We start from the raw sequence: 12,678 nt of genomic DNA on the forward strand, positions 1-12,678 counted from the left end.
ACTCCTACGTTTTTTATTTTATTGAAGGCAAATTCGATTTTATCGACGTTTTGACAAAAATAAGAACCTCTAACTTCTATTATATAATTCTACTGCAATTCGTGAACCAATTAATCACGATATCTCCCCTTCAAATTGTGTTTCTTCTATTATATATGTTTTAAGTTACGAATATCTTTCGAAGTCTTTTTATCATTTAAACTTTCATTTCTCACGAAAGCTATCAAGCAATCCTATTATTGCAAAAATAATATGTAAAAGAACAAATTCAAGGCGTAATTTTTTCCATACTACAACTTATTTTGTAACAATTATATCTCTATTTTATTAAAATCCACCCTATATATATGACTTCGCACACAAAAAGATTATATTTTTATAACTACATTGCGATTCAAACAGTTAAATACCCCTTTTCCGTAATGTTACAGAAACATTTAAGAAACACCACTGATACACTATTAATCTATTAGTAATTAAAATAGTATTGATTTTATGAATCATATGTTCTAATCCCCCAAAAAACGCAAAGAAAACGCTATCAGGATATTAATGGAATTATTACAGAATATTAATGCCTCGTTACGAATGCTTTGTAGTTTTGTGTTTTCCGCAAATAAGAAAATAATGGTTGCTATAATGAGGTCAACGAAAACAAATGCAATGGAGGCTATTATGAAAAAATTTATGGGCATAGCAACAGCAGCGGTTTTTGGTCTTGGGATTTTCACAACATCTGCTAAAGCAGAAACGATTGTAACAACTGATGTACTAAATGTACGAGAAAACCCAACTACTGAATCACAAGTTGTCGGAAAGTTATTAGATGGATATAAGGTTGACGTTTTACATACAGAAAACGGATGGTCAAAAGTTAAATTAAATAGTGGTAAAGAGGCTTTCATAAGCGCTGACTATACAAAAGATACTTACTACGTAACAGCAAACGTATTAAACGTACGTGCTGGTGCAAACACAGACTCAGAAATTCTTGGTAAGTTGAAAAAAGATGATGTAATCGAAACAACACACCAAGTACAAAATGATTGGATTCAATTTGAATATAACGGCAAAACAGCTTATGTACACGTTCCTTACTTAACAGGGAACGCGCCAGTTAAAGTTCAGCCAGTAGTTAAAGCTGAAAAAGTAACTAAAGTTCAAGATACAACTAAAGTTCGTGAAGCAGTTAAAGCCGGGGAAGTAGCTGAAGCTCAAGCAAAAGCTAAAGCTCAAGAGGCAACTAAAGCTCGTGAAGCAGCTGAAGCTCAGGCAGCAACTAAAGCTCAAGAAGCAACTAAGGCTCAAGAAGCAGCTAAAGCTCAAGAAGCAGCTAAAGCTCAGGCAGCAGCTGAAGCTCAAGCAGAAGCTAAGGCTCAAGAAGCAGCTAAGGCCCAGGCAGAAGCTAAAGCTCAGGCAGAAGCTGAAACTCAAGCAGAAGCTAAAGCCGAGGAGGCAGCTAAAGCTCGTGAAGCAGCTGAAGCTCAGGCAGCGGCTGAAGCTCGTAAAGCAGCTAAAGCTCAGGCAGCGGCTGAAGCTCGTGAAGCAGCTAAAGCTCAGGAGGCAGCTAAAGCTCGTGAAGCGGCTAAAGCTCAAAAACCAGCTACACAACAACCTGTTGCGAAAGAAACTGAAACAAGTACACCATCTTCTTCTCGTGAATTAAGAGTTGAAGCAACAGCTTACACAGCAGATCCACTTGAAAATGGTTATAAAGCAGGCGACCAAGTAAAATCAGCTTTAGGTCACAACTTAACAGCAAATCCAAACATGAAACTAATTGCAGTTGATCCAAGTGTCATTCCATTAGGTTCAAAAGTATGGGTTGAAGGTTACGGAGTAGCAATCGCTGGTGATACTGGTGGAGCTATTAAAGGAAATAAAATTGACGTTTTAATGCCAGATAAAGGCACATCAAGTAACTGGGGACGTAAAACAGTTACAGTGAAAATTTTAAACTAATTACTATAAAAAAAGAGTCAGTCTCAACGTTGAGGCTGACTCTTTTTTTATGATTCTTACATTCTTTCTCTTGAAAGTACGAAATAGTGTCTCGAAGCCACTTTCTCTCTGACATAAATAAATTTCCTCGTTTGTTATATACTTTATCAAACGTCTTTAAAACCTCTTCTTGATCAGCGCGAACTGATGTAAGAAGCGAAGAGCGATAATGATCTCTGATTCATCAATAGGCTCTACTTCATTTTTACGTCTTCTAGAAACAATTTTATTCACACGTTCGCAAATTGGCTTAATCGCCATTTCATCTCCATATGCATAAAGAGCCCGAACAGCCTCATATTTCACCATAACATTTCTATCTGCTAAAGCCTCAATATACACTATTTGTAAGTCCACTCCCCCTATTTTCGCTAAAACCCCAATAACAGCTGAACGAACATAGGCACTATCACTATATAAAAGCTTTGTTAGCGGAAGAATCGCTTGCTTTGTTCCAATCTCGAGCAAAGTATAACAAATATTTGTAATCTCATCTTTATTTTCTTGAGCAGTCAGCAACTTTAGTAAAGCTCTTTCCGCTTCTACTGATTTATATAACTTTAAGGAAGAAATAGCCCAATAACGAACACTATCGTTTTTATGATAAATATAAGGCAGAATTTTATTTGTATTACTTACTTCTGGCAATTTATAAATATCACTAAGCAATCCACTTAACAGGGTTGGGCTTTCTTCACACTCCAAACGATCTATAAGATAATCAGCAATACAGATTTCTTTCGTATTTATAGCGAGTTTCGTCATTAAATAATAAATATTTTTCTTCATAGATACCTTTTTGGCTTTGATTACCTTTTGCTGTAAATAAGGAAAAATTAATAGATCATTTAGCGCTTTTGCTTCATCATACGCACGATGCCGAATCTCTGCTTCTTCATCAGCCATCCGGCTTAATAAATCATCTATATACTCTTTCATCTCCTTCTCTCCTGTCCAAATTAAATCCATCCCTTTGAATTCTATAGACGATAGACTACTATTTCAACAGAAAAAAGAGGATGCCATAGCATCCCCCTCCTTCTCTTCCCTATTCCACACAAGTAAACTGCGTCCAAGCCCCTACATAATCTAGCAAGAACAACTCCTCTTCAGCAATTGTACCGACGATATTTTTCCGTTCATCTATCGGCATTTCTTTCAAGATGATTTGCAACTCACCTTTATACTTTCCAAATGAGTTGTTACCAATTACAACTTGGCCTCTTTCCTGTGGTACACTTTCTCGTACTGGGAAATCGTCGTCTTTATATTTTTTACGTACTTCTGTAGAACGCACCATATATTCTGTTATGTCGCCGCGTCTTACGTGTAATTCTTGCAGTGTCGCTCTCTTCTCTACTTCAGTCGCTTCATCTACAAATTGTACCTTCAGCTGTAACATGTAACGATTTAAGTTTCCTAGTTTCTCTAATTCTTCTTCGCTCGCATAAGCATTTCCGATAATAACATCATCAATAAGCCCTGTTGCCCATAAATGTTTCGCTTGCACTTCAATTGTTAAATTACGATGTTGTTCTAATGTACATAATCCGTCGTTAATATCCCATGGACCGATGTCAGCTGCATGCGATGTAATAAAGGCTGCACTGCGAATACCGTGATTTTTAAAACGTTCACTACAGCGAATGAAATAATCATACGGAAGACCAGTGAATTTTTGCGGATAAAAATTGTGACAACCAATTAAAGCTGCTTTATTCGCTTGATGCGAAAGGATATTTTCAAAATAGGCAATATCATTACTTATATTTAGCTCAATTTTTAAGCCATATGGATTATTCGTCATTTTCGCTTCTGTTAACCCGTCAAACCCTACATCTAAACGAATGCCATCTGCACCTAACTCTGCAAAGAATGATAGATCACTATAACTAATACTAAGTTGATCGAATACAGCCGGAGCTACATCTAAAATAACTTCCATATTATACTCTTTTGCATGCGCAATAATTTCTTTAAATTCCGCTACAATTTCCTCTTTCGGACGATTCACAGACAGTAAACACGTGAATATTCTTGAAAAACCGTGACGTACCGCTGCTGAAATATATGCCATATCTTTTTCTTTCGTTGAATGCTCTGGATAAAGAGAAATTCCTAATTTACGCTCCATGCTTTTGCATCTCCTTCACACGTTGTATTAATGCCATGCTCGTAAATCTATATTTTGCAGATAAACATGTCGCACATAAAATCGTTGGTACAATGATAAAGAACGGTGATTGTAAGCTAAATGCTACATAAGCTCCCATTGAACATCCAATAAATAATATCGATACAAGTAGTAACACTAATAAAGATTTACTTTGTACCCATTTTGAATAATGCGCAATGCACTGCCCCGCTACAAATGTAATTAAGATGATAATTGCTCCGAGCATTCTGCTTTCTCCTCTCCTGCTAATTGTTGTTTCTCATACATTTTGAATAATGGATAGTAAATAACGAATGAGATAACAAAGTTAACAAGTACAAGTACACCAGCCATAATTGTCCAGTCCGTACTAATAATAGCTGCAATTGGCGCTAACATCGTAAATGGCAGCTTTGCCATCATCATCGGAATCATACCTGAAACAACTGCGAAATATGATACTGTCGTTGTAACTAACGGTGTAATAACGAATGGAATAATTAAGATCGGGTTCATTACAATTGGTGCCCCAAAAATAATTGGTTCGTTAATATTGAATAAACCTGGTACGAATGATAATCTACCTAATTCTTTTAGGAACTTAGATTTAGAGAACATAAACATAATAACTAAGGCTAACGTTGAGCCTGATCCACCAATCCATACGAACCATTGAATAAATTGCTCTGTGAATAAGTTTGGTAATTGATGTGCATTTCCTGCAGCCGTGAATACTTCCATATTTTCAAGAATTGCTGAATCCCACATTGGACGAATGATTGTTCCTAAAATCGCTGGGCCATGTATACCGAACGACCAGAAGAATACGATTAGGAATACTGTTAATAAACCACCGAATAAATTATTTCCTACTAATACTGACTTTAATGGTGCAATTAAATATGTAATCGTTGTATTTACATCAAATTTCAAACCGTAACGAATACCCCAGAATAAAAGAATAACTACTAAAGTTGGAATTAATGCTGCAAATGAATTTGCAACTGCTGGTGGTACACTATCTGGTAATTTAATCGAAATATTATGCTTAATCATGAAATGATAAATTTCAACTGCAATTAATGCTGTCACAATAGCTCCAAATAAAGACGTAGCACTTAATGTCCCTACTGAAATATATCTTCCTGCATCAATAACACCTGGTACAGCTTTTGCTATTTGAATAGGTTCAACTGATGCTAGTAAGAAGGCGAGTACAGATAATAATCCTGCACTTAACTGATTGAGCTGATAAAAGTTCGCAAGTGAGGCCCCTACCCCAAATGCTGCGTATAAAGCCATTAAACCTACTGTAAATCGGAATGGAATATCTAAAATATGGCGAAACGGTGCAATCCACTCCATATATGCATCAATTGGTAAATTTAAAAAGATAACGAAAAATGACCCGACAATCGTTAACGGTAATGTAGAAATAACTCCATTCCGAATTGCTAATAAATGTCGTTGCCCCACAATCTTTTGCGTTGTCGGCATAATCTTCTGTTCCATAAAACTCATAAAACCATTCATCGATAACCCTCCCTATGTTCAATCTGCCGAAAACAAAAGTTATAACATTATAATGTTTATATTTAAAAAAATATAATTACGCTAAAACTAACTTTTCGGCTTGCTTAAGTACTTTCAAACCATCACACATGCCATAATCTCGTTGTTCTATAATTGCAACTGGTATATCGTATGACTTCGCAAGAAACTCCACTGCTGGAAACAAATACTTCACCTGTGGTCCGATTAAAACAACATCAGCATTTTTTATTTCCAATTTCACAAGTTCCGAATCAACTGCTTTAATTTTATAATCCTTCCCTTGTTTCTTTGCCTCTTCTTGCATTTTTCTTACAACCATACTCGTTGACATGCCTGCTGCACAACATAATAAAATGTACATATTATATTGTCACTTTCTCTTCCACTCGTTTATGAAGAGTAATAAATTCCTCAGCAAGCTCTTTCACTGTAATGGCATTCATTAAATGATCTTGTGCATGCACTAATAATAAACTTATTTCTGCATGGTTTCCTCTTGCTTCCTCTTGAATTAAATCCGTTTGAATACGATGAGCGGATGATATTTCCTCACTAGCAAGTTCCATCTTTTCACTCGCATTCTGAAAATCCCCTTGTCTTGCAAAAGCAATCGCTTCAAGTGCCGCGCTTCTAGCGTTGCCACCATGTAAAATTAACGCAAATGGAGTTTGCATATCAGTCATTTTAAATTCCTCCAAGCTATGTTTTTTCTATATTTTTATCTTATTATGAAAACGCATACAATTAAACATAAAAAACTTCCGTTATGTAACGGAAGTTTTTATATACTTTTCTTATAAAGATAATAATATCTCTTGGAAATCTTCAATTACTTCAGCCTGAGTTAATTTCTCTATCGTATTCTGACTAGACATAATATCATATAAAAAATCATAAAGCTTTTGTAAATCTTCATTATTATTGCGCTTCACACTAAATAAAATAATAACTTGTACTTTCTTATCTCCCCAATCAATAGCTTTATCAAGTGTACAAAACATCAAAAATGTTTGTTCACTTAATAACTGCATCGGATGTGGAATCGCAACTAAATTTCCAACCGCTGTAGGAGATGTGTTCTCCCTCTCCATAACTGAAGCATAAAAGTTTGTGGGTACATAACTTTTCGCAGCAGCTTTCTCACATAAAAACTGGATAACCTCTTCTTTCGTAGAAGCACTACGATTTAAAAAGATCAAATCTTCCTTAATATATTGCTGCACACTATTATTCACATGCGTAAATAACTGCTGACCAATCAATTTAATCTCGTTATCATCAAATATTGAATTCACTTTTATAACTGGCACAGGCAAACCACTCGGTATATGAATCGTACTAATAATACAATCTATTTTATCTTTGTAAAGTTCTTCTACCTTCAATTGATAATAGCCTGTAATACCTACAATCTCTAATTTATCTCGAAACTGTGATAGAATTTTATATTTCAGTAGCTGTGCACTCCCTTGACCAGTCGCACAAACTAATAAACATCTTTTCTTTTGATTTTTTTCTTGTAAACGGCTCATCGCCCCTCCAAAGTGAATGGCAATATAACCAATTTCACTCTCTGGAATGGATTCACCCGTATATTCACCAATTATATCCCCAACGAGAACTGCAATTTCAAAAGCATATGGATAATTTTTTTCACTTCTGCCAAAAGAGGATTTCTCGTATTTAATTTATATTTCAAACGATTTAATAACGTTTTTAAATGAATACCAAAACCAAATAATAATTCTTCATCATAATAAAAAGTAAGATTCCGTTCTTCCGCTACTTTGAAAAGAATATGCTGCATGAATGCATATACGTCTTTCCCTAATAGCTCTTCCACATTTTCACAGCGATCTCTTGCTGTAACAGCTGTACTTAATAAATGCATCGTCACATATAAAATTTCTTCTTCTGGAAATTGAAGTTTTAGCTCTTCCCCTAAATTCCCTAAAATCTGTTTCGCAATTTTATATTCTTTCTTTATTATAAGTTCAGATTCCTCTACATGCAGTGCTTGAATGTAATGATCATCTTGACATCTCTTTAAAGCAATCGCAATATGAATTGATAAATTATCAATTTCTATATCTGATAAATATATCGTTCCTCCCTCGATATACTTTAATATAACTGAGTGGATGAGAGAAATATGAGGTAACGATAAATATGTGTCCGTCTGCTCATAGTTCTCATGAAACGGAGTATGGTCATACCGCGGTAAACCATATTGTGATAAACAAGAACGAATATTAAATTCTTCTCCCACAATACGTATACCATAATATGGTCTTTTTTCAATTTGTAACTCATAGCGACTACAAATATCCGTAACATCTTTCATAATTAAGTTTACAGTAGATTTGCTCACATAAATCTCTTCCGCTAGCTGTGAAAGCTTCACATACCCATCTGTCGTTAAAATACGTTGTAAAATATACGCTACTCTTTCTTCATAAGAAGTGGGAATCTTTTCCGTCTGTTTTTGAAATACATTTACGCAAAAATCTTCAAACTTCTTAGTTTGTATAATTTCTAGTTCGTACCCATTCCCCCTTTGTGATTCAATTTTCGCTCCGTGTTCTTCCAATATATCATTTAATAATTTTATATCCTTTTGAATCGTCTTCGTTGATACATGTAAACGGCTCGCTAGAAAGGCCCTATTTAACATCGATTTCTCTTCTAAAAACTCCTCTAAAATGGAAATTAATCGCTGATGCACTTTTGTCATAGCTCTTCCTCTCGCTCTATATATATAAAAAGGAAAAAGCTGCTGAGGTCAGTAGTTTTTTCCTTTTTTATTTTCTCTATTTCTTTAATGTAAATCCAAACTTATCCCAAGCTTGTAAATAATCTAATAAGAAGATTTCTTCCTCTACAACTCGGCCAACTACATTTGTTTTTCCTGTATTCACCATATCTTTTAAAGCAATTTGCAATTCACCTTTATATTGACCATACTGTTCATTATCAATTAAAAGATCACCGCGCTTAATTTCGCGCGTATTATGCGGTTTGAACTCTTCTTTTTTATATTTCACACGACTCTGTGTAGAACGAATCATATATTCAGATACATCTCCGCGATAAAAATGCGGTTCGTCTAACACAATAATTCTTTCTAATTCTGTTGTTGTATCATATAGTCCTATATCAAATGTTTGTTTCTCTTTATTTAATGCACCTAGTGCTTGTAATTCTTCTTCTGATGCATAAGCGTTCGCAATAATAACATCATCAATTAATTCTGTCGCAAACAAATGCTTCGCTTGTGTTGTCATTGGCAATTCACGATGCTGCTCTAGCGTACATAGCCCTTCTGTTACTGGCCAAGGTCCATAGGTTGCATCGAATGATGAAATAAAAGCAGCTGTTCTCATACCGTAATCTTTAAATTGTTTCGAGCATTTAATGAAATGATCATATGATAATCCTGAATAACGATGCGGATAGAAATTATGACAGCCAATTAAATTTTCACGATTTGGTCTATGGCTCATAATGTTATCTACATACTTCGTACCGTTACTCATATTAATCTCAATTTTTAAGCCGTATGGATTGTACGTCATAATCGATTCTTCTAAACCTGAGAAACCAACATCTAAACGAATACCATAAGCACCTAGTTCATGGAAGAGCGATAAATCATCGTACGAAATACCTAGTTGTTCAAAAACAGCTGGACTAATATCAACTAATACTTGGAACCCTAATGCATTCGCATGAGAGATCGTTTCCTTAAACGCTTCTATAATTGTCTCTTTTTCGCCATCTACAGATAATAAACATGTGAATACACGTGTAAATCCGTATTTACTTGCTAATGTTAAATACTCCTTATCTTCCTCTACTGTCGAATGTTCTGGATAAATAGAAATACCTAATCGTCTCATATGTACACGACGCCTCTTTCTTCATCATATTGTAAACCTTTTCAAATATATGTAGTGAAAAAGTATGTATCCCCTTCTCGCCCACTACCATTTGAATCCGCTTTCTTTAAAGAAAAAATAATTTCTATCATTCATAACAACTACTAGTCTATACATCTATACTTTACATCTTTTTTTCAAAGTTGTGTAGTCTTTCCACAAATTTGTCAGTTTTTTTGCCTCGAAAATTGTTATACGTTTTCAAGGCACCTTCCTTGACTGTTACGTTGACCACTACATATACTCGAAAGAACAGAGAAAACTTTTATATAGGGGATGAATATATGGGGGAGGCAGTACTCGTAAAACGAGAACCGTTATGGACAAAAGAGTTTATTGCGCTAATTCTAGCAAACTTATGTATGTTTTTAGGATTTCAAATGTTAATTCCAACTTTACCTGTTTATGTGAAAGAAATTGGGGGCACAAGTTCAAATATCGGATTCGTTGTCGGCATGTTTACCGTTGCAGCACTTTTTATTAGGCCGCTAACTGGAAATGCCTTGCAGAAATTCAACAAAAAAATCATTTTAATGATCGGTACCGCTATTTGTTTACTCGCTATGGGCAGTTATCTTTTCGCTTCAACCGTTTTCCTATTGCTTGCCGTTCGAATTTTACATGGAGCTGGTTTTGGTATTACAACGACTACATACGGAACTGTCGTTTCAGATTTAATTCCGCAAGCTCGCCGTGGTGAAGGCATGGGGTATTTCGGTCTTTCTGGAACTATCGCCATGGCGCTCGGTCCGCTTATTGGACTTTGGCTTATGCAAACATATAACTTCACGATTCTTTTTTTATGTGCACTTTCATGCACAATAGTTTCATTAATATTAACGAAACTACTTCAAATCAAAAAATCGCCGCAACCACCACAGCAAACATCTGGTACCTTTCTCGATGGATTTATTGAGCGTAAAGCTTTACTTCCTTCATTATTAATATTATGTATTACATTAATGTACGGGGGAATTGGGAGCTTTATCACATTATTTGCTACGGAAGTCGGGATTGCTGATATCAGTCTCTTCTTTTTATTTAACGCACTTGCAATCGCTGTAACTCGTCCGTTTTCTGGAAGATTATATGATACGAAAGGCCATACATTCGTCATCATTCCAGGAGTTATTATTACGTTTACAGGTATTATTTTGCTGTCGTATACAACTACAATTCCGAGTTTAATTATTGCCGCAGCTTGCTACGGCAGTGGTTTCGGAGCAATTCAACCGGCACTACAAGCATGGATGATTGACCGAGTAGCACCGCACCGGAGAGGAGTAGCAACAGCAACATTCTTCTCAGCATTTGATCTTGGAATTGGTGCTGGAGCGATTATTTTTGGATTCATTGCACACTTTACCAACTATGCAACTGTATATCGATATTCCTCTCTATTACTTATCGCCTTCCTTTTCGTTTACATTACAAGCTTACGGAAGCAAAAACAGGGGGATAAAACAAAAGAAAAAGCCGTTGGGTAATGTTAATTAGTTCTTTTTCAAATTACTTAAACTAAAAAAATCATGTATACACAAATGAAAAAAGCAGTGGATTCCTAAGAAAAATCACACTGCTTTTTGCATTGTATTGAAGAGTGAACCGCTGTTCTATTTATTCATGTTGTTCGTATGATATTAATATATAGAACGAATTGGAGGAAATATAATGAAGGCCATAATGTACACAAAATACGGTCCCCCTGACGTTCTCCAACTGAAAGAGGTAGAAAAACCTACTCCTAAAGAAAACGAAATACTAGTAAAAATAAAAGCTACAACCGTAACAGCAGGAGATATTCGCTCACGGAGTTTTACTGTTCCCTCTTCTGTTTGGCTACCTGCTCGAATCGCACTTGGCTTTAAGCAACCGAGAAAACAAATACTAGGAATGGAATTGGCTGGCGAAGTTGAATCAATAGGAAAAGACGTCACACGATTTAAAAAAGGAGACCAAGTTTTTGCAGCTACCCAAGTAAATTTTGGTTCTTATGCTGAGTATATTTGTCTACCTGAAGATGGACCAGTGTGCATGAAACCCTCCAATATAACCTATGAAGAAGCTGCAGCCATTCCAATCGGGGCACGTACAGCCTTGTTCTTCCTTAAAAAAGCTAACGTTCAGAGCGGTCAAAACGTCCTTATTTATGGAGCTTCTGGAAGCGTAGGAAGTTATGCAGTACAAATTGCCAAGTATTTTGGGGCAACAGTTACAGGGGTGTGCAGTAGCTCAAATTTAGAATTGGTAAAATCTCTAGGAGCTGACGAAGTAATTGATTACACAACAAAAAATTTTTCTACTACAGACGAAACTTATGATGTTATCTTTGAAGCGGTAAATAGGAGTTCCTTTTCAGATTGTATTAAAAAGTTAAAGGAAGATGGTACCTATATAAATATCGTTGAACCGTTACCGAGTGCTCAAATGCTATGGACTAAATTGACAAGTCGCAAGAGACTAATATTAAGTCAAAACGCACCTGAAACTTCCGAAGCATTAAATTTCCTTAAAGAACTTGTTGAGAACGGTAAAATAAAAGTGGTCATTGATAGGCAATACACTTTTGAGGAAATTGTTGAAGCTCACATATATGTTGAAAAAGGACACAAAAAGGGAAATGTCGTCATAAACTTGAAACATAACGACAACTCCTAATAAAGTGAAACTTTAATCAGTGGGTAGCTTTATCTCCCACAAATAGCATGATAAACAAGCACACTGCACACAGTTTTTACAATACGAAGTACTCAAATTTTTTTAACATAAAAAACCAGAGCAAATTCATATGCGAATTGCTCTTTTTTAATGTTGCAAGCACTCCAAAGAAGTAGATTAAGATACTTCAATCGTTTTTTTTACTTTCATCAGTACACTCATTTCAAACCTCCCCCATTTCCCCTACATATTTTTCTAACTTTAATCAAAAAATATACAAAGAATCATTATTATAAATACGGTGACACTTTACTTAGCGCATCCAATTTGGATAGTTTACCTCTCCTATTTTTACTATCCGCAAATAGTGTG

9 protein-coding genes and 2 pseudogenes are annotated in these 12,678 nt (G+C 35.5%); 3 read left to right on the forward strand and 8 right to left on the reverse strand.

Translation table 11 applies throughout. The annotated features are described in order from the left end of the window. Nucleotides 1-552 precede the first annotated feature (552 nt). Entirely contained in the window at nucleotides 553-1,962 is a 1,410-nt protein-coding gene (gene entC, locus CQZ94_RS13500; RefSeq protein WP_105585801.1) for a cell wall-binding protein EntC, read from the forward strand. A gap of 61 nt (nucleotides 1,963-2,023) precedes the next feature. Here entC and CQZ94_RS13505 read toward each other — a convergent pair. From CQZ94_RS13505 to CQZ94_RS13540, 8 genes and pseudogenes are all read right to left on the reverse strand, one after another. Continuing rightward, a pseudogene (locus tag CQZ94_RS13505) lies at nucleotides 2,024-2,940 on the reverse strand (HEAT repeat domain-containing protein); the annotation flags it as partial. Between the two features lie 109 nt (nucleotides 2,941-3,049). Continuing rightward, a complete protein-coding gene (locus CQZ94_RS13510; RefSeq protein ID WP_105585802.1) occupies nucleotides 3,050-4,135 on the reverse strand; it encodes a DUF871 domain-containing protein in 1,086 nt (361 codons plus the stop codon). After that, on the reverse strand, nucleotides 4,125-4,403 hold the full coding sequence (locus CQZ94_RS13515) for a hypothetical protein (RefSeq protein ID WP_002150399.1): 279 nt from the start codon (nucleotides 4,401-4,403) through the stop codon (nucleotides 4,125-4,127). Before CQZ94_RS13515 ends, CQZ94_RS13510 begins: the two co-directional genes overlap by 11 nt. Further along, nucleotides 4,379-5,689, reverse strand: coding sequence for a PTS sugar transporter subunit IIC (locus CQZ94_RS13520; protein ID WP_105585803.1), 1,311 nt, complete (start codon nucleotides 5,687-5,689; stop codon nucleotides 4,379-4,381). Before CQZ94_RS13520 ends, CQZ94_RS13515 begins: the two co-directional genes overlap by 25 nt. 76 nt (nucleotides 5,690-5,765) lie before the next feature. Continuing rightward, entirely contained in the window at nucleotides 5,766-6,071 is a 306-nt protein-coding gene (locus tag CQZ94_RS13525) for a PTS sugar transporter subunit IIB (protein WP_105585804.1), read from the reverse strand. Between the two features lies 1 nt (nucleotide 6,072). Then, nucleotides 6,073-6,393: a PTS lactose/cellobiose transporter subunit IIA gene (locus tag CQZ94_RS13530; RefSeq protein ID WP_105585805.1), complete on the reverse strand. Its 321-nt coding sequence runs from the start codon at nucleotides 6,391-6,393 to the stop codon at nucleotides 6,073-6,075. 111 nt (nucleotides 6,394-6,504) lie between these two features. Beyond that, nucleotides 6,505-8,444, reverse strand: a pseudogene (locus CQZ94_RS13535) (BglG family transcription antiterminator). A gap of 76 nt (nucleotides 8,445-8,520) precedes the next feature. Next, nucleotides 8,521-9,609 carry a DUF871 domain-containing protein gene (locus tag CQZ94_RS13540; RefSeq protein ID WP_105585806.1) on the reverse strand — a complete coding sequence of 363 codons (1,089 nt, stop codon included), beginning with the start codon at nucleotides 9,607-9,609 and terminating at the stop codon, nucleotides 8,521-8,523. 323 nt (nucleotides 9,610-9,932) lie between these two features. Here CQZ94_RS13540 and CQZ94_RS13550 point away from each other — a divergent pair, with 323 nt between their 5' ends. Beyond that, entirely contained in the window at nucleotides 9,933-11,135 is a 1,203-nt protein-coding gene (locus CQZ94_RS13550; RefSeq protein WP_105585808.1) for an MFS transporter, read from the forward strand. Between the two features lie 184 nt (nucleotides 11,136-11,319). Further along, the gene (locus tag CQZ94_RS13555) at nucleotides 11,320-12,306 is read left to right on the forward strand and encodes an NAD(P)-dependent alcohol dehydrogenase (protein ID WP_105585809.1); all 987 of its coding nucleotides are present in this window, start codon (nucleotides 11,320-11,322) and stop codon (nucleotides 12,304-12,306) included. The last annotated feature ends 372 nt before the right edge of the window (nucleotides 12,307-12,678 follow it).

It is taken from the genome of Bacillus sp. MYb209, from assembly GCF_002975175.1.
Taxonomy (GTDB): Bacteria; Bacillota; Bacilli; order Bacillales; family Bacillaceae_G; genus Bacillus_A.

What these genes read in the sequence shown, in the direction of transcription:
- CQZ94_RS13555 (WP_105585809.1), top strand. Translation starts at nt 11,320, where the DNA reads ATGAAGGCCATAATGTACACAAAATACGGTCCCCCTGACGTTCTCCAA.
- CQZ94_RS13515 (WP_002150399.1), bottom strand. Translation starts at nt 4,403, where the DNA reads ATGCTCGGAGCAATTATCATCTTAATTACATTTGTAGCGGGGCAGTGC.
- entC (WP_105585801.1), top strand. Translation starts at nt 553, where the DNA reads ATGGAATTATTACAGAATATTAATGCCTCGTTACGAATGCTTTGTAGT.
- CQZ94_RS13540 (WP_105585806.1), bottom strand. Translation starts at nt 9,609, where the DNA reads ATGAGACGATTAGGTATTTCTATTTATCCAGAACATTCGACAGTAGAG.
- CQZ94_RS13520 (WP_105585803.1), bottom strand. Translation starts at nt 5,689, where the DNA reads ATGAATGGTTTTATGAGTTTTATGGAACAGAAGATTATGCCGACAACG.
- CQZ94_RS13530 (WP_105585805.1), bottom strand. Translation starts at nt 6,393, where the DNA reads ATGACTGATATGCAAACTCCATTTGCGTTAATTTTACATGGTGGCAAC.
- CQZ94_RS13550 (WP_105585808.1), top strand. Translation starts at nt 9,933, where the DNA reads ATGGGGGAGGCAGTACTCGTAAAACGAGAACCGTTATGGACAAAAGAG.
- CQZ94_RS13525 (WP_105585804.1), bottom strand. Translation starts at nt 6,071, where the DNA reads ATGTACATTTTATTATGTTGTGCAGCAGGCATGTCAACGAGTATGGTT.
- CQZ94_RS13510 (WP_105585802.1), bottom strand. Translation starts at nt 4,135, where the DNA reads ATGGAGCGTAAATTAGGAATTTCTCTTTATCCAGAGCATTCAACGAAA.